Source organism: Wenjunlia vitaminophila DSM 41686, from assembly GCF_000380165.1.
In the GTDB taxonomy this organism is placed as follows: Bacteria; Actinomycetota; Actinomycetes; order Streptomycetales; family Streptomycetaceae; genus Wenjunlia; species Wenjunlia vitaminophila.
In genome coordinates this window covers 13,163-35,895 of record NZ_KB904686.1, presented here as the reverse complement: position 1 = coordinate 35,895, position 22,733 = coordinate 13,163, and the positions used below count along the sequence as shown (strand labels likewise).

Annotated in this window: 17 protein-coding genes; 8 read left to right on the top strand and 9 right to left on the bottom strand. The window is 73.0% G+C overall.

Annotated features, from left to right (window positions below; translation table 11 throughout):
* Positions 1-119: 119 nt before the first annotated feature.
* From A3IG_RS0118915 to A3IG_RS30385, 3 genes are read right to left on the bottom strand one after another with little or no spacing between them, the layout of a single operon-like run.
* A complete protein-coding gene (locus A3IG_RS0118915) occupies positions 120-872 on the bottom strand; it encodes a sulfite exporter TauE/SafE family protein (protein WP_018385161.1) in 753 nt (250 codons plus the stop codon).
* Positions 869-1,096 carry a hypothetical protein gene (locus A3IG_RS30390; RefSeq protein ID WP_018385160.1) on the bottom strand — a complete coding sequence of 76 codons (228 nt, stop codon included), beginning with the start codon at positions 1,094-1,096 and terminating at the stop codon, positions 869-871. The genes A3IG_RS0118915 and A3IG_RS30390 overlap by 4 nt, the downstream gene beginning before the upstream one ends.
* An 8-nt stretch (positions 1,097-1,104) precedes the next feature.
* Positions 1,105-2,514 carry an MBL fold metallo-hydrolase gene (locus A3IG_RS30385; RefSeq protein ID WP_018385159.1) on the bottom strand — a complete coding sequence of 470 codons (1,410 nt, stop codon included), beginning with the start codon at positions 2,512-2,514 and terminating at the stop codon, positions 1,105-1,107.
* 153 nt (positions 2,515-2,667) lie between these two features.
* Between A3IG_RS30385 and A3IG_RS0118900 the strand changes: the two genes are divergently transcribed.
* A complete protein-coding gene (locus tag A3IG_RS0118900) occupies positions 2,668-3,063 on the top strand; it encodes a DUF302 domain-containing protein (protein WP_018385158.1) in 396 nt (131 codons plus the stop codon).
* 360 nt (positions 3,064-3,423) lie between these two features.
* Here A3IG_RS0118900 and A3IG_RS35740 read toward each other — a convergent pair whose 3' ends face one another.
* A complete protein-coding gene (locus A3IG_RS35740; RefSeq protein WP_051087555.1) occupies positions 3,424-6,318 on the bottom strand; it encodes a serine hydrolase in 2,895 nt (964 codons plus the stop codon).
* Between the two features lie 579 nt (positions 6,319-6,897).
* Between A3IG_RS35740 and A3IG_RS30375 the strand changes: the two genes are divergently transcribed.
* The 3 genes from A3IG_RS30375 to A3IG_RS0118880 all read left to right on the top strand — a co-directional run bounded on the left by A3IG_RS30375 (position 6,898) and on the right by A3IG_RS0118880 (position 8,979).
* Complete coding sequence (locus A3IG_RS30375) at positions 6,898-7,635, top strand: GOLPH3/VPS74 family protein (protein ID WP_026220415.1); 738 nt, start codon at positions 6,898-6,900, stop codon at positions 7,633-7,635.
* A 283-nt stretch (positions 7,636-7,918) separates the two neighbouring features.
* A complete protein-coding gene (locus A3IG_RS0118885; RefSeq protein WP_018385156.1) occupies positions 7,919-8,773 on the top strand; it encodes a helix-turn-helix domain-containing protein in 855 nt (284 codons plus the stop codon).
* On the top strand, positions 8,770-8,979 hold the full coding sequence (locus A3IG_RS0118880; RefSeq protein WP_018385155.1) for a DUF397 domain-containing protein: 210 nt from the start codon (positions 8,770-8,772) through the stop codon (positions 8,977-8,979). The genes A3IG_RS0118885 and A3IG_RS0118880 overlap by 4 nt, the downstream gene beginning before the upstream one ends.
* Before the next feature lie 266 nt (positions 8,980-9,245).
* Here the strand turns inward: A3IG_RS0118880 and A3IG_RS0118875 are convergent, their stop codons facing one another.
* From A3IG_RS0118875 to A3IG_RS0118865, 3 genes are all read right to left on the bottom strand, one after another.
* On the bottom strand, positions 9,246-10,364 hold the full coding sequence (locus A3IG_RS0118875; protein ID WP_018385154.1) for an ADP-ribosylglycohydrolase family protein: 1,119 nt from the start codon (positions 10,362-10,364) through the stop codon (positions 9,246-9,248).
* A gap of 108 nt (positions 10,365-10,472) precedes the next feature.
* Complete coding sequence (locus A3IG_RS0118870; RefSeq protein WP_078500669.1) at positions 10,473-13,112, bottom strand: bifunctional FO biosynthesis protein CofGH; 2,640 nt, start codon at positions 13,110-13,112, stop codon at positions 10,473-10,475.
* Positions 13,113-13,308: 196 nt separating this feature from the next.
* Positions 13,309-14,133: an LLM class F420-dependent oxidoreductase gene (locus A3IG_RS0118865; RefSeq protein WP_018385152.1), complete on the bottom strand. Its 825-nt coding sequence runs from the start codon at positions 14,131-14,133 to the stop codon at positions 13,309-13,311.
* A 303-nt stretch (positions 14,134-14,436) separates the two neighbouring features.
* On the opposite strand from A3IG_RS0118865, the gene A3IG_RS0118860 reads away from it, so the two are divergent.
* Positions 14,437-15,990 carry a CehA/McbA family metallohydrolase gene (locus tag A3IG_RS0118860; RefSeq protein WP_018385151.1) on the top strand — a complete coding sequence of 518 codons (1,554 nt, stop codon included), beginning with the start codon at positions 14,437-14,439 and terminating at the stop codon, positions 15,988-15,990.
* Positions 15,991-16,087: 97 nt separating this feature from the next.
* On the opposite strand, the gene A3IG_RS30370 is transcribed toward A3IG_RS0118860, so the two are convergent.
* On the bottom strand, positions 16,088-16,729 hold the full coding sequence (locus A3IG_RS30370; protein ID WP_018385150.1) for an AMP-binding protein: 642 nt from the start codon (positions 16,727-16,729) through the stop codon (positions 16,088-16,090).
* 462 nt (positions 16,730-17,191) lie between these two features.
* On the opposite strand from A3IG_RS30370, the gene A3IG_RS0118850 reads away from it, so the two are divergent.
* From A3IG_RS0118850 to A3IG_RS0118840, 3 genes are all read left to right on the top strand, one after another.
* A complete protein-coding gene (locus A3IG_RS0118850; protein ID WP_018385149.1) occupies positions 17,192-20,140 on the top strand; it encodes an AfsR/SARP family transcriptional regulator in 2,949 nt (982 codons plus the stop codon).
* Between the two features lie 273 nt (positions 20,141-20,413).
* The gene (locus tag A3IG_RS0118845; RefSeq protein WP_018385148.1) at positions 20,414-20,623 is read left to right on the top strand and encodes a hypothetical protein; all 210 of its coding nucleotides are present in this window, start codon (positions 20,414-20,416) and stop codon (positions 20,621-20,623) included.
* A gap of 422 nt (positions 20,624-21,045) precedes the next feature.
* Positions 21,046-22,062, top strand: a complete 1,017-nt coding sequence (locus tag A3IG_RS0118840; protein WP_018385147.1) for an NAD-dependent epimerase/dehydratase family protein — start codon at positions 21,046-21,048, stop codon at positions 22,060-22,062.
* Positions 22,063-22,093: 31 nt separating this feature from the next.
* Here A3IG_RS0118840 and A3IG_RS0118835 read toward each other — a convergent pair whose 3' ends face one another.
* On the bottom strand, positions 22,094-22,636 hold the full coding sequence (locus tag A3IG_RS0118835) for a hypothetical protein (RefSeq protein WP_018385146.1): 543 nt from the start codon (positions 22,634-22,636) through the stop codon (positions 22,094-22,096).
* Positions 22,637-22,733: the final 97 nt, after the last annotated feature.

Sequence of the window (22,733 nt, the reverse complement as noted above, 5' to 3'; positions counted from 1 at the left end):
TTTCCGTTCTGTCTCGGGTACCCCCTCCGACCAGGATACCCAGCGGGGTATGAGTGACAGGGTGGGGGAACTGCTGGTGCTGTTACCGCACCGGGCGGAGGGCGGGGGCCCGTGGCCGGTCACACCAGGGTGTCAACGAGCATGAAGGCGGCGACGGCCAGCAGCGTGCCCCCGAAGACCCGCTGGAGCAGGGCCCCGGAGACCTTGCTGGCCAGGCGTTTCCCGTCCCAGGCGGCCAGGATCGCCGCCGCGGCGAACGGAGCGATCACCGACCAGTCGAGTCCGGAGAAGGTGGCGCCCCGGGTGCTGAGGGAGGCCAGTGAGTTGGCCGTGATCACCAGCAGACTGGTGCCGATGGCGGCCTGCATGTCGAAGGCCAGCACGGTGACCAGGGCGGGGACGGCCAGGAAGCCCCCGCCGACGCCGAGCAACCCGGTCACCACTCCGAGGCCGGCGCCGACGGCTGCGGCCTTGGCCGGGTGGACCTCCGCGGCTCCCCGCCCGGCGAGCGCCCCACGGGGCCGCAGCATCCGGATCGCCGCGAGGGCGGCGAAGGCGGCGAAGGCGATGGTCAGCGCCGCCTGGGGGAGCCGGGCCGCGGCGGCCCCGGCAGCCGCGGCGGGCAGCAGGCCGGCCGCGGCGAAGAGCCCGCCGGCCTTCCAGCGGACGTGTCCGGCCCTGCCGTACGCGGACAGGGCGGTGGCGGAGGTGACGGTGACGATCAGGAGGCTCGCGGTGGTCGCCGCGGCCGGGGTGAAGTCGAGCAGGTAGATCAGCGCGGGCACGGCCAGGACGCTGCCTCCTCCGCCGAGACCGCCGAGCGCCAGGCCCACCACGGCACCGGCGACCAGGGCGAGGACCAGCGCGGTCACCCGGTGACCCCACCGGTGACCGGCGTGGCCGCCCGGGCCCGAGCGGCCAGCGGTGGGGGCGCGCCGGCCAGCCGGCGGCTCGGCGGCGGGTGGAGGCCGCCGGGCGCGCGTTGGCCGGCACGCCCGGTGGCCTCGCGGACGTCGAGCAGGACGGCCTGCCCGTGGGAGGCACGTTGGTGAGCCTGTGCCGGGCTGAGGCGCGCCCGGCCGCGACGGAGGAGCATCGGTTTGATCACCTTCGCGGGGAAGCCTTGGGGGTGGGGTTCTCCGGCCCGCCGTCGCGGTCGGAGCGGACGAGCCCTGCGGCGACGGCGGCGTCGAACTCGTCATCGATGGCGACGACCTCACGTCCGGAGGCGTCCAGCAGGGACGCGCCGATCGTCGCGCGCATGCCAGTGGTGCAGTGCACCCAGACCACTCCCGGCGGCACCTCGCCGAGGGCGCGGGGGAGTTGGTGGATCGGGACGTGCACCGAGCCCTCGACGAAGCCGCCGGCGCGTTCGGAGTCGCGCCGCACGTCGAGGACGACGATGTCGCCGTCGCGCCGTCCGGCCGCGGCCAGGTCGGCGAAGGTGGCGCGGCGGAAGGAGGCGAGTGGTTCGCCCTCCCGTACCCAGGTGGCGGGGTCGCCGGTGGCGGCCGCGGCCGGGCGGTCGATGCCCACCCGGGCCAGCTCCCGCTGGGCGCCCGCGACCTGCTCGGGGGTGTCGGCGAGCAGGGTGACGGGCTTGCCCCAGGGGATCAGCCACGCGAGGTAGGTGGCCAGTTTCCCCTCGCCCTCGACGTTGAACGTCCCGGCGACGTGCCCGTCGGCGAACGCGAGCCGGTTGCGCAGGTCCACCACCCACTCGCCGGCCGCGAGCCGGGAGGCGATCTCCTCCGCGTCCGCCCGCCGGGGCGGGGTGAGGTCCACCGGGGTGGGGCCGGCCGCGTTGGCCGGTGCCATGTACGCGTAGTAGGCGGGGACGTCGTCCAGTCCGGCGAGCAGTTCGGCGACGAAGGTGTCCGCGTCCTTGGTCAGCGCGTCGTTGTTCCGCCGTTCCGCGCCGATCGTGGTGGCGTCGCCCTCCGCCTGCGAGCTGGAGCAGAAACTGCCGAAGCCGTGGGTGGGCAGCACCGGGACCTCGTCGTCCAGTTCCTCGGCCAGCCGGTGGGCCGAGGCGTGCTGGGCGCGGGCGAGCTGCTCGGTGAGCCGCGGTTCGACCAGGTCGGGACGCCCCACCGCGCCGATCAGCAGCGAGCCACCGGTGAAGGCCGCCACTCCCCTGTCGTCCTCCTCGAGGACGTAGGAGGTGTGGTGCGGAGTGTGCCCGGGGGTGGCGATCGCCCGCAGCGCGAGGCGCTGGTCAACGGAGACGGTGTCGCCGTCCGCGACCCGAACGCACGGGAAGGTCACCGACGCACCGGCCGGCACGAGGTAGTGAGCACCGACGACGCGGGCCAGTTCCGGACCCCCGGTGATGTAGTCGTTGTGCACGTGGGTCTCGACGACGTGGCTGATCCGCACTCCCCGGCGGGCGGCGGCCGTCAGGACCTGGTCGATGTCCCGTGGTGGGTCGACCGCCACCGCGAGGCGCGGTCCCCCGGCCAGGTAGCTGCGGTTCCCCAGCCCTTCCAACTCCAGGGTGTCGATGAAGAACACGACTGCGACTCCTTAGGCAGGTTACCCCCTGGGGTATTCATTCGGCACCCTAACAGCAGGTACCGCGGGGGGTGTCTCAGGGAGTGGTGCCAACCCGGCATCGTCTCCCCCTATGCGGGTACCCAGCCCCTGCGACTGACCCGGGAGCCCAGCGTGTCCTACCACCGCACCGTCCGCCTCGACGCCGACTTCGACACCGCCGTCGCCGCCGCACGGCGGGCCCTGGCCGACCAGGGGTTCGGCGTCCTGACGGAGATCGACGTACGGGCCGTGCTGCGCGCCAAACTCGGTCACGACATGGAGGAGTACCTGATCCTCGGCGCCTGCAACCCGCTGCTCGCCCAACGGGCCATCGAAGCCGACCGCACCATCGGCCTCCTGCTGCCCTGCAACGTCATCGTGCGGCGGGACGGCGACAGCACCCTCGTCCAGGTCCTCGACCCGACCACCATGGTCACCCTCACCGGCCTGTCCGCCCTCCAGCCGGTCGCCGACGAGGCCACCGCACGCCTGGACGCCGCCCTCGCCGTCCTGGCCGCCGGGGTCTGAGCCCGTGGGGCTCCAGGACCGCCGTGGCGGGCGACGGGCGGTTTCCAGCGAGGTTCTCACGCGGGGTTCACCCTGTTCTCATCCGCCGGCGTCAGGCTCGTACCGAGGGACGGGACCGGGCAGCGGTCAGCGGTCAGCGGTCAGCGGCAGCGGTCAACGGAGCCGCGGCGGTGACGGCGGCGCCTGCCCGTCGCGCCCCGGACGCGGACAGGACGCGGTGACTTCGGGGGCGATGCGTCGGGCGGGGCCGATCCCCCGGTGGCCCCGCCCGATCCCGTGTGCGCGTCTGCCTGATGCGTCCGGGGCACCGCCCTCCCGCCGGCGACCCGGAGGGGGCGACGCCCCGGACAGCGGTACGTGCTAGGCCAGTCGGGTCAACCGGGTGCCGAACGACGGCTCGGCCAGCGCGTCACCGAGGGCCACCGGGACCGAGCGCTTGCCGAGGCCGTTGCCCACCACCAGGGTGCCGACCCGGTCGCCCTGCTCCCCCGTGCTCGGGGCCTCCCCGTCGGTGGCCCTCAGGTCGATGCTCACCCTGAGCCCCGGCCACCCGACCAGCACCAGGTCCTTGGTCGCCACCACCGGCGTGGTGCCACCGAGGCCGTCGTCCACCTCGCCGACGACCTGCCCCTTCTTGATCAACTTATGCGAGGTCAGCACCTCCTGGGCCTTGATCACCAGGGCCTGGCTGGCATTGGCCGCCTCCTGGGCGGGGATGGGGCCGCGCTGGCCGAGGACGGCGCCGACCACGAGCTGCTTGGTGCCGCCGACCTCCTTCTCCGCCGCCCAGAGCAGGTTCGCCCCGGCCGCGGTGCTGTTGCCGCTCTTCAGGCCGATCACGTTGTTCTTCAGCAGCAGCAGGTTGTGGCTGTAGATCGGGGTGTCGTACAGCGCGGGCTGGTACTGGCCCAGGCCGACGATCTGCCGCAGCACCGGGTCCTCCATCGCCACCTGCCCGAGCTTCACCTGGTCCTCGGCGGTGCTGACGGTGCTGGCGTCCAGCCCACTGGGGTCGGTGTACCTGGTGTCGTCCATCCCCAGTTCCTTGGCCGTCGCGTTCATCTTCGCGACGAACGCCGCCTCGGAACCGGCGTCCCAGACGGCCAGCCGGCGGGCGACGTTGTTGGCCGAGGCGATCAACACGTCCTGCAACGCCTCGTACAGGGGGATCTGCTGGCCCAGCTCCACCTTGACCACGGACTCGTTCTCGGCCAGTCCCGTCTCGTAGTCACTGACCGCCTTCTGGTCCATGGTGACCTTCGGTCCCTGCTGCCCCAGCTTCAGCCGGTGTTCCTTCAGCAGGACGTACGCCGTCATCACCTTGGTGACGCTCGCGATCGGCCGCGGCTCGTCACCCCCGGAGCTGCCGAAGCTGCCCAGCCCCTTGGCGCTCACCGCCGCCTGGCCCTGGTCCGGCCACGGCATCTCCGGCTTGCCGCCCTCGAACACGTACGACGGGGCGGCCGTGAGCTCCAGCGTCGGGTCCGGCAGCGGGCGCACCGCCTGGGCCACGCAGAACACGATCGCCAGCAGGAGCACCAGCGGCGTCCAGATCTTGACGCGACGCAGGGCGCTGCGCAGCGGCGTGTTCGGTGGTGGCGGGGTGTTGGTGAGGTCCGCCAGGAGCTTGAGCGGGTCGGCTGGACCGGACAGGACCGGTTGCTGGGTGGTGACGTCGGAGGCAGGGGGCCTGGGGCTGCCGTCGGTGTCCCCGGGCGGGGGTGGCAGCGGGAGCGAGCGGGCCGGGGGCGGGGCGGTGGCCGCCGATCCGGCGGGCGGCTTGGGCCTCCTCAGTTGGTGGGTGCGGGTGGAGCTGCCGGAATCGGTCCCGCCGGGGGCGGGGGAAGGCGCCGGGCCCTTGGAGAGCTGGGGGCCGCGCGCACGGGACGGGGGCGTCCCGGGTTCACCGGTCCCGGCCGGCTCACTGGTCCCGGCCGGCTCACTGGCCCCTTCGGGTCGGGAAGGCCTGGGCACCCGCAGTTCTCGGGTGGGGCCCCCGGGAACGCCTGCTGCCCGGGGCCCGGAGGGTGCCGGGGCGCCGGCGTCCTGCTCGGGGTCCTGCTCCGGGTCCTGGGGCGCCTGCTCGCGGTCCCGGTCGGCGTCCTGCCCAGGGTCCGACTCGCGGTCCTGGTCGGCGTCCTGGTCGGCCGCCTGTGGTGCGTCGGGCTCGGCAGCCGTGGCTGACGGGGCCCCGGTGTCCACGGCGGAGCGCGGCTCGGCGGCCGGGGAGGTGCCACTGTCCTCGGTGGCGCTCTCCCCGGTGGCGCTCTCCCCGGTGGCGCCCTCCTCGGGCGGGTCCTCGGAGCTGGTCGGGTTGGGGTCGGGCGGGGTCTGCCCGCTGCTGGCGGCGGGCACCGCGGTGGGGCGGTCGGGGGAATCGGACGGGGGCTCGGCGGGGGCCGGGTCCTCGGGCGAAGCCGTGGATCCCGCATCGGACGGGGTGGACCCGGTCCGGGCCGGCTTCGAAGCGGCGGACTTGGCGGCGGCGGACTTGGCCGCGGTGGCCTTGGCGGCGGGCGGCTTCGACGCGGTGGAGTTCGGGCCGTCGGGGTTGCCGGAGCCGGTCGTCCCGGGGCCCTCGGCTGCTTCCGCGTCGGTGGCGCTCGTCCCGGTTGTGGTCGGGGAGTCGGTCGCCCCGGTGCTGACGGCCTCGGACTTGGCGGTGGCCCGGGCGGCCCGTGTGCCCGCGCCCTTCGCCCCCTCGTCCTTCCGGCTCGTCCCCTTGACGGCTCGCGGGGCGGTGTCCTCCCCGGGCGTCTGGGTGCGGCCCGTCGACCCGGTGTCCCCGGTCTCGCCTTCGACCTCGGCCGGGCGGGACGCGGTGGTCTTACTGCCAGCGGCAGTCTTGGGCCTGGCTGCGGTCTTACGCGTGGCTGCGGTCTTGGAGGTGGCTGCGGTCTTGGAGGAGGTCTTGGAGGAGGTCTTGGATGTGGCGGCCTTCTTCCGGCGGGCCGGGACCCGCAGGTCCGAGGTGGCCGACCCGCCGGCGGGCGGCTGGTCGTCGGCGGTGGACCCACCCGGGGAGCCGGCCGTGGGTTCGGTTGGGGAATCGGTCGTCGAGGACCCGGTGGAGGAGCCGACGGAGGCGGGCCCGGCCGTGGACGGCCCTTCCGCGTCACCGTCGGAGGCACTCGCGCCCCCTGATGCGCCGTGGTCCTGCGACGCGCCGGTGGCGAACACCTTGCGCGGGTCGACGCCTGCGGTGTCGGCGCCCTCGTCACTGCCCGGCTCGTCAGTACCAGCCTTCCCTGCCACGTCAGCAGGGCGCGCGACTGCCGCATCAGCACCAGTGGACTTCCGGGAATCCGGCGACTCCTGGCCCCCGTCAGAAGCCGCATCTGACGTAGCGGTACTACGCCTGTCGTCTATGAGTTCCGCCTTCCCTCGGGGACTCCCGTCAGAGGTCTCCTCGGCCTCGCCCGCGTTCCGGTCGAGGGTGGTCAACTGGACTGTCGCCGTGGAGGCCGCGGCCTCGTCCGACCCGCTCCCCGCCCCGAACACCAGGCGAGGATCCACCGGTTCTGCTGCGGTTGTCTCCCCCGAGGGCTCGTCGCGCCTGGACCTGCCGGGGGACTCGTTCAACACCAATACCTCCTCCACCGCAGCGGTACGGGGCGCCATGACTGCGACGACGCCCCGTACCGACCGGTATCCCCAGAAATCCACTTATCGTTGGCGGGCTGCCGATCACCCAGCGGACCTTCCGAGACACGACCGCCCCCTGGGTAGACGACAAAGACATACCTACCGGTTCCCACCCATCTCCCCTAGGCACTCTCGACAGCGGAGTGTGAGAGGCGTCACCCTGTGACTCATCCACGCGGGGAGGCATGGATGGGCAGGAGCCGCAGAACACTTCCGGAAGAGCTTCTGCTGCTGGCACTGGACCCGGCCACGGGTACCACGGCACAGCCGCAGTCGCTCGACCTTGGCCTGGCTGGAGCGCAGCTTGTGGAGCTGGCGCTGGCCGGACGGATAGCCCCTGACGGGGATCGTATCGCCGTGGTACTGCCACGGCCGACAGGTGATCCGACTCTGGACACCGCTTTGGAACTACTGCGCCGCCGGGGCAGCCCGGTGCGGGCGGTGCACTGGATAGGCGGGCCTCGGCTGGGGCTGCGCCAGACCTACCTGGCGCACCTGGAACGCTGCGGCATGGTGCACGCCGTGCCGGGCCAGGTGTGCGGAGTGCTGCCGACGACCCGCTACCAGGCGTCGGACGACGTGGCGAGCCGCGAGATCAGGCACCGCGTGGACACCGCGATCCGCACCGGTGTACCGCCGGACCCACGGACCGCGGCCCTGGCCGCGCTGGCCCACGCCGTCGGCCTCGGCAAGCACCTCTACCCGGGCAACGAGGGCCGCTCGTCGCGTTCCCGGTTGCGGGACCTGATCAGGTACGACCCCATGGGCGGCCTGGTGGCGCACGCCGTGATGGACGTGCAGAACGGGGTCGCCGCGGCGCCTCGCCGCCAGCCCGCCGCACGCGGCTCGACCGGACGGACAGCGAGCCAGCAGGCCGGCTCAGAACAGGGCGCCCGACGTGGCATGGCCCGAGCCGGGGCACGCTGACTCAGGCCCCCGCTGTCCCCATTGCGCCGAATCGATCCACAACGGGACCCACCGGCACGAGGGACGGTGGGCTGGAAGCCGCTGCTTCCGGCCCACCGTCCCTTGCGTGTCCCCGGAGCCCGGTGCCGACCACGCACCGCCGGTTTCCCCGGCGAACAGTGATCGTGAGTGGCACGCTGCTGAACCAAGGCGGTACCGAGATGCGCCAGTCGAGGACCCGGGCCGAACCCCGGGGTCGGCGAAGACATCCGGAAAAACCTTCAACCCGGAGGTGGGTTCATCGATGGCGACCAGTGTCAATCCCACCGTTCGGCGACGCCGGCTGGGCGCGGAGCTGCGCAAGCTGCGCGAGGCCAGGGGCATGACCGCGGAGGAGGTCGCGACCAGACTCCTGGTCTCGCAGTCCAAGATCAGCCGGCTGGAGAACGGCCGGCGCAGCATCAGCCAGCGCGATGTGCGCGATCTCTGTCAGGTCTACGGCGTCGAGGACAGGCGGATCGTCGAGTCGTTGATGACCATGGCCCGGGAGTCCCGGCAACGCGGCTGGTGGCACGCGTTCGGGGACATTCCGTACAGCGTGTACATCGGACTCGAGGCGGAGGCGGCATCGATTCGTACATACCACTCCCTGGTCGTACCCGGGCTGTTGCAGACTCGGGCGTACGCGGAGGCAGTGGTGAGCGGAACCGGGCCGGAGAACACCCCCCAGCAGGTCCTCAAGCAGGTCGAGGTCCGGATGAAACGACAGGATCGGATCCGCGAGGCGGAACCGGTCCGGTTCTGGGCCGTGTTGGACGAGGCGGCGTTGCGCCGGGTGGTCGGAGATCCGCAGACGATGCGGGAGCAGCTCGAGCACCTGGTGGACCTCAGCATGCTTCCGCATCTCACGGTGCAGGTGATCCCGTTCTCCGTCGGTGCGCACCCGGGAATGACGGGGGCATTTTCTATCCTGGAGTTCCAAGAAGCTAATGATTCGGATGTTGTGTACCTCGAAGGAGTGACAAGTGATCTCTATTTGGAGCGAGAAGCGGATGTTCACCTCTATACCGTGATGTACGAGCACCTGCGCGCGGAGGCACTGAGCCCCGAGCAGTCGCGGGCGCTGATCGCCCAAGTGGCTAAGGAGTACTCACGATGATCGACAAGGCCGCGGGCCCGTTGCGGTGGCGGAAGAGCAGCCACAGCATGAACGGGGGTGAGTGCGTCGAGTTCGCCGTCCCCGGCACCTCCACTGTCGCGGTACGCGACTCGAAGGACCCACAGGGACCAAGCCTTCTGTTCTCCAGTGATGCCTGGACCGCGTTCGTCACCGAGGTGGGCCAGGGCAGGTTCGACCCGGCGTAGCGGTTCCGCCGCGGCGTGGTGGCCGTTGCACACCGGTTCCCACGACGTGGTTCAGCACGACGCACAGCACCACCGTGGAGCCCTCTCGATCGGCAGCGCGTTCCCCCCGGTCGAGGGGGCTCGACGCATGTCCGCGGGGGGCACGTTCCTCCGGCACGTCAGCGCGCGGCGGCGCCGAGCGCCCCGGGGTCGGTATGCGCGACCGCGGGCACAGCGGGGGCGTCACGGTGAGGGTGCGACCGGGGTCAGGACGGGCCCGGGGACGGTCAGGTCCCTGGGTAGCGGTCCAGCCAGCCGGCGCCGTCCACCCCGGTGCCGGTGAGCCCGGGCCCGTGCAGCGCGGCGGACTGGGTCATCTCCATGGCGAAGTCGTCGGCGAGGGTGAGGATGGTGCCGCGGCCCTCCAACTCGGCGACCCACCCCGGCGGGAGCGCGGTCTCCCCGTGCTGGACGCCGAGGAGGTTGCCGCAGACCGAGCCGGTCGAGTCGCTGTCCCCCGAGTGGTTCACGGCGAGCAGCAGCCCGTGGGCCACGTCCTCGGCGACCAGGGCGCAGTACACGCCGATGGCCAACGCCTCCTCCGCCGTCCAGCCCTGGCCCAGGGACTCCACCAGCTCGGCGGACGGGGGGCCCTGGCGGACCGCGTTCACCGCGCCCTGCAGCGCGCCGGTGGTCTCCTGGTGCCCGTCGCGCTCGGCGAGCAGGGCCAGTGCCCGCTGCACCGCCGGCTCCAGCGCCGAGCCCTGGGCCAGCGCGTGGACGACCACGGCGAAGGCGCCCGCCGCCAGGTACCCCGTGGGGTGCCCGTGGGTGTGCACCGCGCACTCCACGGCGAGTTGGAAGACCAGGCCCGGGTCCCAGCCGACGAGCAGTCCGAACGGGGCCGAGCGCATCACCGCGCCGCACCCCTTGGAGTCGGGGTTCTTCGGGTCCTGGAGCGTGCCCATCCGGTCGTCGGCGAGTCCGGACAGGCAGGCGTTGCCGGGCGCGCGCCGGGAGTACAGCCACTCCTCCCTGGCCAGCCAACCGGCGTCGGCCCGTCGTTCGTCGGGGCCCCAGTCGCGCTGGGTCGCCGCCCAGCGCAGGTGCGCGCGGTGCACGTCCGTCGGCGGGTGCCAGGCACCGGTGTCCTTGCGCACCTGGGCGCGGATCAGGCCCTCCACCGTGAACAGGGTCATCTGGGTGTCGTCCGTGACCGCCCCGCGGCGCCCGTAGGCGGGCACCAGGTCGGTGACGCCCCGTTCGCCGTACGTGGAGCGGATGCCGGCGAGCGATTCGAACTCGACGCCCGCGCCCAACGCGTCCCCGATCGCGCCGCCGAGCAGGCATCCCCGCACCCTGCTGCGGAAGTCCTGCTGCTGGACGCGTCCCCACAGTGCCGTCACGGCGTTCCCTCGTTCCCCCTTCGCGGTGGCTCGCCTCGGCGGTCCGGCGACCCGTAGCAGGGTAATCGAACACCAGGGCCTCGCCGGGGCTGCCCACCGCGATGTGCACTAGCTCTCCAGAACCGGAAGCAGCGGGGGGAGCCTGCCGTCCGAGGCCAGCGCGGCCGCCCTGCGCTCAGCCGGAACCTCGCCGTAGGTCGTGGTGCGCTGCCGGGCCGGGCGTCCCGCCGCCGCCGCGATCTCCTCGAGCTCGCTGACCGAGCGGTGGGAGCCGTAACCCGAGCCCGCCATCCGGGAGATGGTCTCCTCCATGAGCGTCCCGCCCAGGTCGTTGGCGCCGCAGCGGAGCATCTCGGCTGCCCCCTCGGTGCCGAGCTTGACCCAGCTCGTCTGGATGTTGGGGATCCTGCCGTGCAGCAGCAGCCGGGCCATGGCGGTCACCACGCGGTTCTCCCGCCGGGTCGGGCCGGGCCTGGCCAGTCCGGCGAGGTAGACGGGGGCGTTGGTGTGGACGAACGGCAGGGTGACGAACTCGGTGAACCCGGCGGCCCCCGCCTCGACGGCGGCGTCCTGGACCCGGGCCAGCACCCGCAGGTGGGCCAGCCAGTGCCGGGGCTGGTCCACGTGCCCGTACATCATGGTGGACGAGGACCTGATGCCCAGCCGGTGCGCCTGGCTGATCACTTCGATCCAGGTGGCGGCGGGCAACTTTCCCTTGGTGAGCACCCACCTGACCTCGTCGTCCAGGATCTCGGCCGCGGTCCCGGGGATGGAGTCCACCCCGGCCTGTCGGGCCTCGCTCAGCCACTGGCGGACGGAAAGCCCGGTCCTGGCCGCCCCGTTGGCCACCTCCATCGGGGAGAACGCGTGCAGGTGCAGGCCGGGGACCCGCTCCTTGATCGCCCTGGCCAGGTCGAAGTAGGCGGTGCCGGGCAGGTCGGGGTGGATTCCGCCCTGCACGCAGACCTCGGTGGCGCCCAGTTCCCAGGCCTGGGCGGCTCGCTCGGCGACCTGGTTCACGGACAGGGTGTAGGCGTCCGCGTCGGTGCGGCGCTGGGCGAACGCGCAGAACCGGCAGCCGGTGTAGCAGACGTTGGTGAAGTTGATGTTCCTGGTGACGCAGTAGGTGACGGTGTCCCCGACGGCGTCCCGGCGGACCTCGTCGGCGATCCGGCACAGGGCGTCGAGCGCGGGCCCGTCGAGGTGCAGCAGGGTGAGGGCCTCGTCGTCGTCGAGCCCGGCCGGGTCGGTGGAGGCGGTGTCCAGCGCCGCGCGGACGTCGGCCGGCAGGCGCTGCGGCACCACGCCGGCCCCGAGCGGGGCCCGGGACCCGGCCGCGACCTGTTCGCGCAGGGCGTCCCAGTCGCCGTAGACCTCGTCGAAGTCGTCCCGGCGGTCTTTCGTGCGGCCCTCGGTGTCGATGGCGACGTGCAGGTCGGTGCGGCCGGACGAACCGTACTCGTCGGGTTCCTGCCAGGGCAGTGGGGTCGGGACGCGGCCGGGCACGGCCAGCCCGGTGTCCGGGTCGGCGAGCGCGGTCACGTGCGGCACGATCCGGGGGTCGAGCCACGGCTCGCCGCGCCGGACGTACTCGGGGTAGACCGTGAGCCGTTCGGCGAGGACGAACCCGGAGTCCGCGGTGATCCGGGCCAGGTCGTCCAGGTGCGGCCAGGGGCGTTCGGGGTTGACGTGGTCCGGGGTCAGCGGGGACACACCACCCCAGTCGTCGATCCCGGCCCGGATCATCAGCGCGTGCTGGTCGCCGACGAGGTTGGGCGGGGCCTGCACGTGGGCGCCGGGGCCCAGCAGCAGGCGGGCCACGGCGACGGCCGCGGCCAGCTCCGTCAGGTCGGCGTCCGGGGCGGCGCGCATCGCCGTGTCCGGCTTGGCCCGGAAGTTCTGGACGATGACCTCCTGGATGCCGTGGTACTCGCGGGCCACCCGGCGGATGGCGAACAACGACTCGGCCCGCTCGGTGGGGGTCTCCCCGATGCCCAGCAGCACCCCGGTGGTGAACGGCACGTTGCACCGACCGGCGTCCTGGAGCACCCGCAGCCGCACCGCCGGCTCCTTGTCCGGCGAACCGTGGTGCGGGCCGCCGGGCTCCGACCACAGCCGGGTCGCGGTGGTTTCCAGCATCATGCCCATCGACGGCGCGACCGGCTTCAGTCGCTGGAGGTCGGACCAGCTCAGCACCCCCGGGTTCAGGTGCGGCAGCAGCCCGGTCTCCTCCAGCACCCGCACGGCCATCGCCCGCACGTACGCCAGGGTGTCGTCGTAGCCCTGCTCGTCCAGCCAGGCGCGGGCCTGCGGCCAGCGGTCCTCGGGCCGGTCGCCGAGCGTGAACAGCGCCTCCTTGCAGCCCAGGGCCGCTCCCTGCCGGGCGATCTGGAGCACCTGGTCGGGGGACAGGTACGGGCTGTCGTGGCCGTCCCTGCGGAGTTTCCCGGGAACGGTGGCGAAGGTGCAGTAGTGGCACCGGTCCCGGCAGAGCCGGGTCAGCGGGATGAACACCTTGCGGGAGTAGGTGATCACTCCCGGGCGCCCCGCCGCCCGCAGCCCGGCGTCCCGGACCCGGGCGGCGGCGGCGCACAGTTCGGCGAGGTCGTCGCCCCGCGCCTGGAGCAGAACGGTGGCCTCGGTGATGTCGAGGGCCACCCCGTCCCTGGCCCGGCGCAGCGCCCGGCGCATCGCGTTCGCGGTCGGACCGGCGGGCCGGTCGGGCGCCGGCGGGCTGCTACTCGTCATGGATGAGACCCCTCGGCTGGACGACTGTTCGACAGATGGTGCCGTTCGAGAATAAGTGCGCGGGTTCGTTCACGATCGTCCGCTCCGTCGCTGACACGGCGGCAGCCCGCCGGGCGCCGCCGGCCCGGTGCCGCCCTCGGACGGGGCGGTCTGAGCGCCCGAGCCCGGCCCGCCCCGGCGCACCGCCGACCACCCGTCAGAGGAACTGGGCGTAGGCGTCTAGGGTGCGCAGGACCTCGTCGGTGCCCGCGCTGGGCAACTGGGCCGTGATCTCGGCCACCCCGAGGTCGCGCAGGCGGGCCAGCTTGCCTGCGCTCGGCTGCACCGACACGGGGAGCACCTGGAGCGCCTCCGGGTCCCTGCCGGCCTCCTGCCAGACCCGGCGCAGGCGCGGCAGGGCCTCGGCGAGCCCGCCGCCACCCACCGGCATCCACCCGTCGGCGTACTCGGCGACGTGTGCGAACAGGACCGGTCCCGCGCCACCGCCCAGCAGGACCCGCGGCGGCGGACTGGGCTTGGGGTGGGCCACGCTGGGCGCGACACTCACGTGGACGCCCTGGTAACCGGTCGGCTCCGGTGCCCACAGGGCGCGCATCAGGGCCACCTTCTCCCGCACCACGTCCCGCCGCGCGGCCCAGTCCACCCCGTGGTCGTCCGCCTCCTCCCGGTTCCACCCGAAGCCCACGCCCAGGGTGAACCGGCCCCCGCTGAGCAGGTCGAGGGTGGCGACCTGCTTGGCGAGCGTGATCGGGTCGTGCTGCGCCACCAGGGTGATCCCGGTGCCCAGGTGGAGTCGTTCGGTGACCGCGGCGGCAGCGGCCAGCGCGGCGAACGGGTCGAGGGTGCGGCCGTACTCGCGGGGCAGCTCCGCCCCTCCGGGCCAGGGAGTCTCGCGGCTGACCGGGATGTGGGTGTGTTCCGGGACGTACAGCGCGTGGAAGCCGCGCTGTTCCAGCTCCCGGGCGAGCCGGGTGGGTCTGATGCTCTCGTCGGTCAGGAAGATGGACGCTCCGATCCGCACCTCGGCCTCCTCGTCGGTCCCCTACCGGGTGTTCCTCCTTCATACCGGTTTCCCACCGGATGTGGGACATGTGTGTCGGCTTTGGTCCGCGAACCGACCCTTCATCAATTTCTTGAAGACACTGGACACAAGCCTCTCCAGGCGTGTCCACTTCTTCAATGCGAAACCGGCGCCGTCGAGGGTTCGGCCGTCGGAGCGCTGACGAGCTCGGCCACTCGGCCGCACCCGAGGGGCCGGGCTCATTGCCTGAGGTCGGGGCAGCGGGTACAACGAGATTCCGCCCAGCCGACTTCGGGAGGCCCGATGAGCACGGCGGACCCCGCACCCGGCACCGACCCGGCCACGCCGGTGGGCCGCCGTGACCTGCTGCGTTCGTCCGTGGTGGGTGGTGTGGCAGCGGTGCTCACCCTGTCCCCCGTCGACTTCGCCGGGGCCGACGGCTCCGGCGGCGGGCAGGAGACCCGCGAGACCACCGGGCACCTGCCCCACGGCGTGGCCGACTGGGTCCACCTGCCGGTCCGGGTGCCACCCGGGGTGCGGCAGCTCCGCGTCTCGTACTCCTACGACCGTCCCGAGGTCCCCCCCGGCGTCCCGGGCAACGCCTGCGACATCGGGATCTTCGACCAGCGCGGCACCACGCTCGGCGGCGACGGGTTCCGCGGCTGGTCCGGAGGGGCCCGCAGCACGTTCGGCATCGGCGGTACCCAGGCGACCCCGGGCTACCTGCCGGGCCCGATCGGGGCGGGAACCTGGCACGTGGTGCTCGGCCCGTACTCGGTGGCACCGCAGGGCCTGCGCTTCCACGTGGCGATCACCCTGGGGTTCGGCCCGCCGGGACGGCCCCCCGCACCCCGCTACCCCCCGGAACGGGCCGTCGGCCGGGGTCGCTCCTGGTACCGGGGCGACGGTCACCTGCACTCCGTGCACTCCGACGGGGCCCGCACCCTCGGTGAGCTCGCCGCCGCGGCCCGCGCCGCGCGGCTCGACTTCGTCGTCTCCACCGAGCACAACACCCACACCGCGCACCCGTTCCTCGGTGACCACGCCGGGCCCGACCTGCTGGTCCTCGCCGGCGAGGAGATCACCACCCGCAACGGCCACTGCCTGGCGTACGGCACCGCCCCCGGGACCTGGGTGGACTGGCGGTACCGCGCCCGCGACGACGCGTTCCGCGGCGTGACCCGGCGGATCCACCGCGCCGGCGGACTGGTGGTGCCCGCGCACCCGTACTGCCCGTACCTCGGTTGCGCGTGGAAGTTCGGCCACCAGGAGGCCGACGCGATCGAGGTGTGGAACGGGCCGTGGGGCGCGGACGACGAGATGGCGGTCGCCGAGTGGGACGCGCTGCTGACCCGGGACCCCGGGCCCGGCCGCCGTTGGACCCCCGCGGTGGGCAACAGCGACGCCCACCGCGAACCCGACGTGGTGGGCCTGCCGCAGACCGTGGTCCTCGCCGACGACCTCGAGCGGCACGCGCTGCTGGCCGGTATCAGGGCCGGACGGTGCTGGATCGCCGAGTCCGCGGAGGTGGAGCTGTCCTTCTCCGCGACCGGGGGACGGGGCCTGCACGCCGGCATCGGCGAACGCCTGCCGACCCGCGCCGACGACGAGGTCGCCGTCCGCCTGGAGGTCAGCGGCGCCCCCGGGGCACTGGCCCGGCTGGTGACCGACGAGGGCCAGGCACTGCTCACCCCGCTGCCCGCCGCACAGCCGGCGACGGTGCTCTGGCGCACCTCGTCCTCCAGGGCCGCCTACGTCCGCGCCGAGGTCCGCCGACCGGCCGGGGACGGTGGCGCGTCCGGGCTTCCGGGCGCCATGGTCGCCATGACCAACCCGATCTTCCTGGGCGGTCAGTGACGCCGGACGTCGCCGGGGCGGTGGCCCACCCAGCCACCGCCCCGCCCCTGTCACATCACCCGGCCCAGCCCCGGGGCCGCCCGGCACGGCGCCCGCGTCAACCGACGGGGTGGTGGAGCCCCCGGAACACCGGAAGCAGGACCCGCCAGCCAAGCTCGAGGCCGTGGACCGAGGCCAGCCATCCCAGGTGCCGCTCGTCCAGACCGAGTCGGGCCGTCCTGGACAGCAGGAGCAGGGTCGTCAGCACGTCGGTGTGGGTGAACTCCGCCTCCCGAGCCTCCTGTTCCACGTAGCGCAGGTAGGCCCCCGAGGTCGGCAGCACCCCGACGGGCCGCCACTCCTCGGTGAGGCGCCCCACCGGTTCGCCGTCCACGTGGGTCCCGTCGGTCACCATCACCCTGACCCGTCCCAGGTCACCGATCTGGTACGACCAGGACGGCGTGGTCAGCAGCACCTGGGGCGCGCAGACCGCCACGGCCCGTTCCACGAGGGGCAGCGGTTCCGTTCCGCCGAGTCCCGGCACCGGGACCGCCACCATTCCGGCCAGGGCGGCCCCGTAGAAGGCCGCGGCCTGGTCGTCGCCCGGGGGGTGGGCCAGCATGACGCGGCTGCCCGGTGGCGTGGCCGCGCCGAGTCGGGTGGCCACGGCCTGGGCCCGCACCAGCAACCCCGCGTAGGTCATGGCGCTGTTCGGGTAGGGCCGGGCGTCCGGCTGTGCGGCCACCTGGCGGCGGAGCATGACGCCGAGGGTGCCGCTCGGGTGAAAGGCAGGCGGAGGAAACGCAGTGATCGGCTGCATGACTTTTCAGACAACTCTTCCGTAATCAGGCTGGTCATGAGGGCGGTGGGATTGCCTGCGGGGTGAGGCGCCGGGCGGTTCACAGGCGTACGCTCAGATCCAGCTCAATCGCGTTGACAGGGTGGGTTTGTGACACGTGCACTGGTCGGCGGGGGCCCTGCCCCCGAGGTACCGGGCGGGGCGCCGTGAGCGCGTGTGTCAGTCAGGCGGGTTCCGGCGGCGGTGCCGGGCGCGGTGGTGGGCGGACGGTCGTGGGAGGCAGGCGTGCGGAGCGTGGGCGCGGAGAGCGTGGGTGCGGGGAGCGTGGGTGCGGGGAGCGTGGACGGTGCGGGAGCCCCGCTGGGATGACACGGTCCCAGCTCTCGATGGACGATTGATGGACGACGCATTCCGAGGACTGCGATGGGACGCGAAGGATCACTGAACCTGCGTTTCGCGGTGCTGGGGCCGGTACGGGCGTGGCGCGGCGAGGTCCCGTTGAATCTCGGGGCGCCGCAACAACTCGCGGTCCTTGGGGCACTGCTGTTGCGGGGCGGCCGGACGATCACCTCGGGCGAGCTGGTGGACGCGGTCTGGGGCGACGAACCGCCCAACTCCGCCCTCGCCACGTTGCGGACGTACGCCTTCCGGCTGCGCAAGGTGCTCGGCGCCAACGCCCTGGCATCGGTCGCCGGTGGCTACGCGATGCAGATGGACTCCGGAGCCCTGGACCTGGCGGTGTGCGAACGGCTCGCGGCCGAGGCGGAGAAGCTCCGGGCCTCCGGGGAGCCGGCCCGCGCCAGGGAGTTGCTGCGCGAGGCCCTGGACGCGTTCGCCGGGGAGCCCCTGGCGGGTGTCCCCGGGCCGTACGCCGAGAGCCAGCGCAACCGGCTGAGCGAGTGGCGCCTCACCCTGCTCGAGTGGCGGCTGGAGCTGGACCTGGAGCTCGGCGGCCACGCCGAGGCGGTGTCCGAGCTGACCGCGCTGTCCGCGGAGTACCCGGTGCGGGAGCGCCTGCGGGCGCTGCTGATGCTCGCGCTGTACCGGGGCGGGCGTCAGGCCGAGGCGCTGGGCGTGTTCGCGGACACCCGCCGGTTGCTCGGCGACGAGCTCGGGGTGGATCCGGGCCCCGAACTGACCGAACTGCACCAGCGGGTGCTCGAGGCCGACCCGGCCCTGATCCCCTCCCCGCCTCCCCTGGTGGCCGTCACGTCCGCGGCCGACGACCGGGAGCGTCCCGCCCCGAGGCCGGCGCAGCTCCCCGCGCCGGTGTCCGACTTCACCGGTCGGACGGCGTTCGTCAAGGAGCTGAGCGATCAGCTCGCCAGCGCCGAGGGCGGCAGGGTGATGGCGGTGTCCGCGGTGGCCGGGATCGGCGGCGTGGGCAAGACGACGCTGGCGGTGCACGTGGCGCACGCGGCCCGCGAGCACTTCCCGGACGGCCAGTTGTACGTGGACCTGATGGGCGCCGGGCCCAGCCCGGCCGAGCCGGAGGTGGTGCTCGGCGCGTTCCTGCGCGCGCTCGGCACGCCCGACTCGGCGATCCCGGAGGGCCTGGAGGAGCGCGCGGGGCTCTACCGGTCGCTGCTCGCCGGGCGGCGGGTCCTGGCCCTGCTGGACGACGCCCGGGACAGCGCCCAGGTCCGTCGGCTGCTTCCCGGTTCTCCCGGGTGCGCCGTCCTGATCACCTCGCGCAGCAGGATGATCGACCTCGCCGGCGCGCACCTGGTCGACCTGGACGTGATGAGTCCCGACGAGGCGCTGGCCCTGTTCACGCGGATCGTCGGAGCCGACCGGGTCGGCGGGGAGCAACGGGCCGCCCTCGACGTCGTCGCCGCCTGTGGCTTCCTGCCGCTGGCCATCCGGATCGCCGCTTCCCGCCTGGCCAACCGCCGCACCTGGACGGTCGCGCTGCTGGCCTCCAAGCTGGCGGACGAGCGTCGCCGGCTCGACGAGCTGCGCGCCGGGGAGCTCGCCGTCACCGCCACCTTCGAACTCGGCTACGGCCAGCTCGAGGCGGACCAGGCACGGGCCTTCCGGCTGTTGGCGCTCTCCGAGGGCCCGGACATCTCGTTGGCCGCCGCGGCGGCCCTGCTCGACCTGGACCCCTACACCGTCGAGGAGATCCTGGAGTCCCTGGTCGACACCAGCCTGCTGGAGTCCGCGGCTCCTGGCCGCTACCGCTACCACGACCTGCTGCGGTTGTACGCCCGTTCCCGCGCGGAACAGGACCAGTCCCCGGTGGAGCGGCAGGACGCGCTGGCCCGGCTGCTGGACTTCTACCTCGCCACCGCGGCCCACACCTACCACCGGGAGAACCCGGGCGACCGCCTGCTCGACCACCTCACCCCGACCCACCACCCCGGGATCGCCTTCGACCACGACGAGGCCGCCCTGGACTGGCTGTTCACCGAGGCGCCGTGCCTGCTGGCCACCGTCTCGCACACCGCGACCGACAGCCGGTTGCTGCGTCCCGCGGTCGATCTGCTGCTCGTCGTCCAGGACCTGATGGAGTCCGGCGCCTTCGCCCGTTCCTACGAGTTGGCGACCAGGGCCGTGATCGAGGCCGCGCACCAGGTGGGGGACGCCCGCTGCGAGGCGCGGGCGCGGGCCCTGCTGGGCCAGTCCCACTGCATGTCCGGCCGCTTCGACGAGGCCAACGAGGAGGCCCGGCGCGCGCACATGCTCGGCATCACCGCCCGCGACCAGCTGATGGCCTGTTACGCGCCGAACCTCCTGGGCATCACCGCGCTGTACCAGAACCGCTTCGAGGACGCCCACGAGTGCTTCACCCTGGCCCTCAACGCCTTCCGCACCGACGGGAACCGGCTCGGCGAGGCCAGCGTGCTGAGCAACCTGTCGCGGGTGCGGCTCAGTCTGGGCCAGGCCACCAGCGCGGTGGCCGCGGCGGAGCAGGCGCTGGGGCTGCACCGGGACATCGGCGGCGCCACCCTGCGCCTGGGCAACGGGCTGTACGCCCTGGGCATGGCGCTGACCCGGGCCGGCCGGCACCAGGAGGCGCTGGCCAGGCTCACCGAGGCGCTGGAGATCCACCGGGGGGCCCGGCAGCGCCTGTGGGAAGGGATGACCGTCTTCCGGATCGCCGAGGTGCTGCTCACCGCGGGGCGTCCGGCGGACGCGGCGGCCCACGCCGAACAGGCCCTGTCCCTGCTGCGGGACATCGGTGGAGAATGGCGTCGCGCGCAGGTCCTCACCTCGCTGGGCCACGCCCTGACCAGGATCGGGCAGGCGGACCGCGCCCGTGGCTGCTGGCAGGAGGCGTACGCGCTCTACGACAGGGTCGCCGCCCCGGAGGTCGCCCAGCTACGGGCGCTGCTCGACGACGATGAGCGTGGCGCGGTGACGCTCTAGTCAGCAGTCCTGAGGACCACGTCTATCCGATGTCTATCGGCTGCTGATGCCCCGGGGGCACTGTCGTTGTCACAGATCCGCCGCTGCATCGCTCCGAGACCGCAACACCTCGGGGATCAGCAGCTCTCGGTTCGGCGTCGCGTGATTACAGTGGCGCGACCGCCGGTGGCCCGCACAGGTGACTCACGGGGGTAGCCACCGCGCGAGGCCGACGGACCCGGCGCGCCCGGGTCCTTCCGGGAGCGCAGCGACATGACCGACTGGGAGAAACCAATGAGCACACCGACTCCGGAGAGCGGCGCGGACAAGCCGGAGGCTACCGAGACCCCGCGGCCGGACAACTGGCAGCCGACCAGCGAACCGGTCAGGACCGCGAACTGGCAGCCGACTGGTGAGCCCGTCAAGCCCACCAACTGGCAGCCCACCAGCGAGCCCGCACAGGGGAACTGGCAGCCCACCGACGAGCCGAGCCAGCAGGTCTGACGAAGAACCGGTAACCGCTGGTCGAGTGTGCTCGGGGGGGCACACGGGGGAACAGCGGGGGGAATCCCCGTAGGGGAAGTGGGGCCGGCTGTGGCGGTCGGAGGGGGAGCGCCGCGGCCGGCCTCCGCGGTGTCGTGGGGAGGGGCCACGACACCCGACGGCGAGAGTTCGCCGTCAGGGGACAGTCCGGTGGCAGGGCTGTCCCCTCCACACACGCCAGCCGGCGGACCCTTCCGTGAACGTCCGCCGGCTGGCTCTCGCGTGCCACGGCCCGGGCCGGGTCCTCCACGGCGGCCGGGCCCGGCGCCGGCGCCGGCCCGACGGGGGCGCCGGGCCGACGGGGGCTTCCGCCCGACGCGCACCGAATCTGCCCAGGGAAGAATTCCTTACGGTTCGGGCCCACGCCGGGAGAGGCTCGTGCCATGAAACTTCTGGTACTCGGTGGTTCGGTGTTCCTCGGGCGGCACACGGTTGCGGCTGCTCTCGCCCGCGGTTGGGAGGTGACCACCTTCAACCGCGGGGTGACCAGCGCCGACGTGCCCGGGGTGCGGGTGGTCCGCGGTGACAGGACCGAGCCGCGGGACCTCGCCCGGCTCGCCGAGCAGGGGCCCTGGGACGCCGTGGTGGACGTCTGCGGGTTCGTCCCGCGGTACGTCGGGGCGGCGGTACGGGCGCTGTCGGCACAGGCGGGCAGCTACGTGTTCATCTCCAGTGTCTCCGCCTTCCCCGGCTGGCCCGCGGAGGCGGTGGACGAGGACTCCCCGCGGTTCGCGTGCTCCCCCGACGCCGGGCCCGAGGACGGCGACTACGGGACGCTGAAGTCGGGGTGCGAACGGGCGGTGGAGCGCGACTTCCCCGGCCGGGTGCTGATCATCAATCCCGGCCTGATCATCGGTCCGCACGAGAACGTGGGCCGGGTGCCGTACTGGCTGCGCCGCGCCGCCCGCGGCGGGGACATGCTCGCGCCCGGCCCCCGCGACCGGCCGTTGCAGTTGGTGGACGCCCGGGACATCGCCGCGTTCACCCTGGACTCCCTGGAGCGGGAGCGCACCGGGCGGTACATCACCAGCGGTGTCCGCGGGAACTGCACGTGGGGCGAGCTCGTTGACACCTGTGTGGAGTTGACCGGTTCCCTGGCGCGGCCCGTGTGGGTGGACGACGACTTCCTGCTCGGGCACGAGGTCGCCGTGTGGAGCGGGCTGCCCCTGTGGATGCCCGACCGGCCGGAGTTCGCCGCCGTGTGGGCACCGGACTCCAGCCGGGCGCTGGCCGCCGGGATGTCCTGCCGTCCGGTGGTGGAGTCGCTCCGCGACACGTGGGCGTGGCTGAGCGGCGACGACGTCCCCGAGGTGCTGCCGCGTTACCGCGGGGGCCTGCCCGACAACGGCATGGAGCCGCAACGCGAGAGGGACGTCATCGCCGCCTGGTTCGACCGTTAGGGCCGTCCGGCGGGGCCGGTGCGTCTCCGGCTCAGCTCGACGGGTACTTCGTCGCCGCCGTCACGCTGCACTCGAAGGTGGTGTACTCCTGCAGCGGGTAGTAGGACTTGGACGTCACGTTCTGGCTCGAGCCGGCGGTGAGGCTGTTCAGCGTGACCATGTCGGTGGCCAGCACGTTGCCGTTGGTGACACCGCCTTCGGTCTGCTCGACCTTCACGGTGATCGTGTAGTTGTAGGAGCCGGAGGAGGCGGAGTTGGTGACCGTCAGGTCGGAGTACAGCTCCTGGGTGTTCTCGTCGTAGTCGCACGAGGTGATGTCCACCTCGTCCAGCGCGTCGGGGTCGTCGATGGTCTCTGAGGGGGCGATGGCCGGCTCGGTGGCCGGGTCGTAGGTGGGCGGCTCGAACGTGGGCGGCTCGATGGTGGGCATGTCGATGTCGAAGTCGTCGCCGCTGCCGCCGTCGGTGGAGCCGCCAGGGAAGCCGCCCGAGGTGCTGGAGCTGTGCGAGTTGTCGTTGTCGTCGTCGCAGCCGCCGCCGCCTGACCGGCGCGCACCCGTGAGGGTGACGAGCACTATCAGGAAGACTGCGACAGCTCGGACATGGCGACGGGTCATGAGTCCCCCGCTGAAACGTTGCGAATTGTGGTCAATCATTCACCCAACGGAAATA

Excerpts from the sequence above, each read along its gene's own strand:
- A3IG_RS0118870 (WP_078500669.1), bottom strand. The coding sequence starts at position 13,112 with ATGACGAGTAGCAGCCCGCCGGCGCCCGACCGGCCCGCCGGTCCGACC.
- A3IG_RS0118880 (WP_018385155.1), top strand. The coding sequence starts at position 8,770 with ATGATCGACAAGGCCGCGGGCCCGTTGCGGTGGCGGAAGAGCAGCCAC.
- A3IG_RS0118850 (WP_018385149.1), top strand. The coding sequence starts at position 17,192 with ATGGGACGCGAAGGATCACTGAACCTGCGTTTCGCGGTGCTGGGGCCG.
- A3IG_RS0118885 (WP_018385156.1), top strand. The coding sequence starts at position 7,919 with ATGGCGACCAGTGTCAATCCCACCGTTCGGCGACGCCGGCTGGGCGCG.
- A3IG_RS30375 (WP_026220415.1), top strand. The coding sequence starts at position 6,898 with ATGGGCAGGAGCCGCAGAACACTTCCGGAAGAGCTTCTGCTGCTGGCA.
- A3IG_RS0118860 (WP_018385151.1), top strand. The coding sequence starts at position 14,437 with ATGAGCACGGCGGACCCCGCACCCGGCACCGACCCGGCCACGCCGGTG.
- A3IG_RS0118845 (WP_018385148.1), top strand. The coding sequence starts at position 20,414 with ATGAGCACACCGACTCCGGAGAGCGGCGCGGACAAGCCGGAGGCTACC.
- A3IG_RS30370 (WP_018385150.1), bottom strand. The coding sequence starts at position 16,729 with ATGCTCCGCCGCCAGGTGGCCGCACAGCCGGACGCCCGGCCCTACCCG.
- A3IG_RS30390 (WP_018385160.1), bottom strand. The coding sequence starts at position 1,096 with ATGCTCCTCCGTCGCGGCCGGGCGCGCCTCAGCCCGGCACAGGCTCAC.
- A3IG_RS0118840 (WP_018385147.1), top strand. The coding sequence starts at position 21,046 with ATGAAACTTCTGGTACTCGGTGGTTCGGTGTTCCTCGGGCGGCACACG.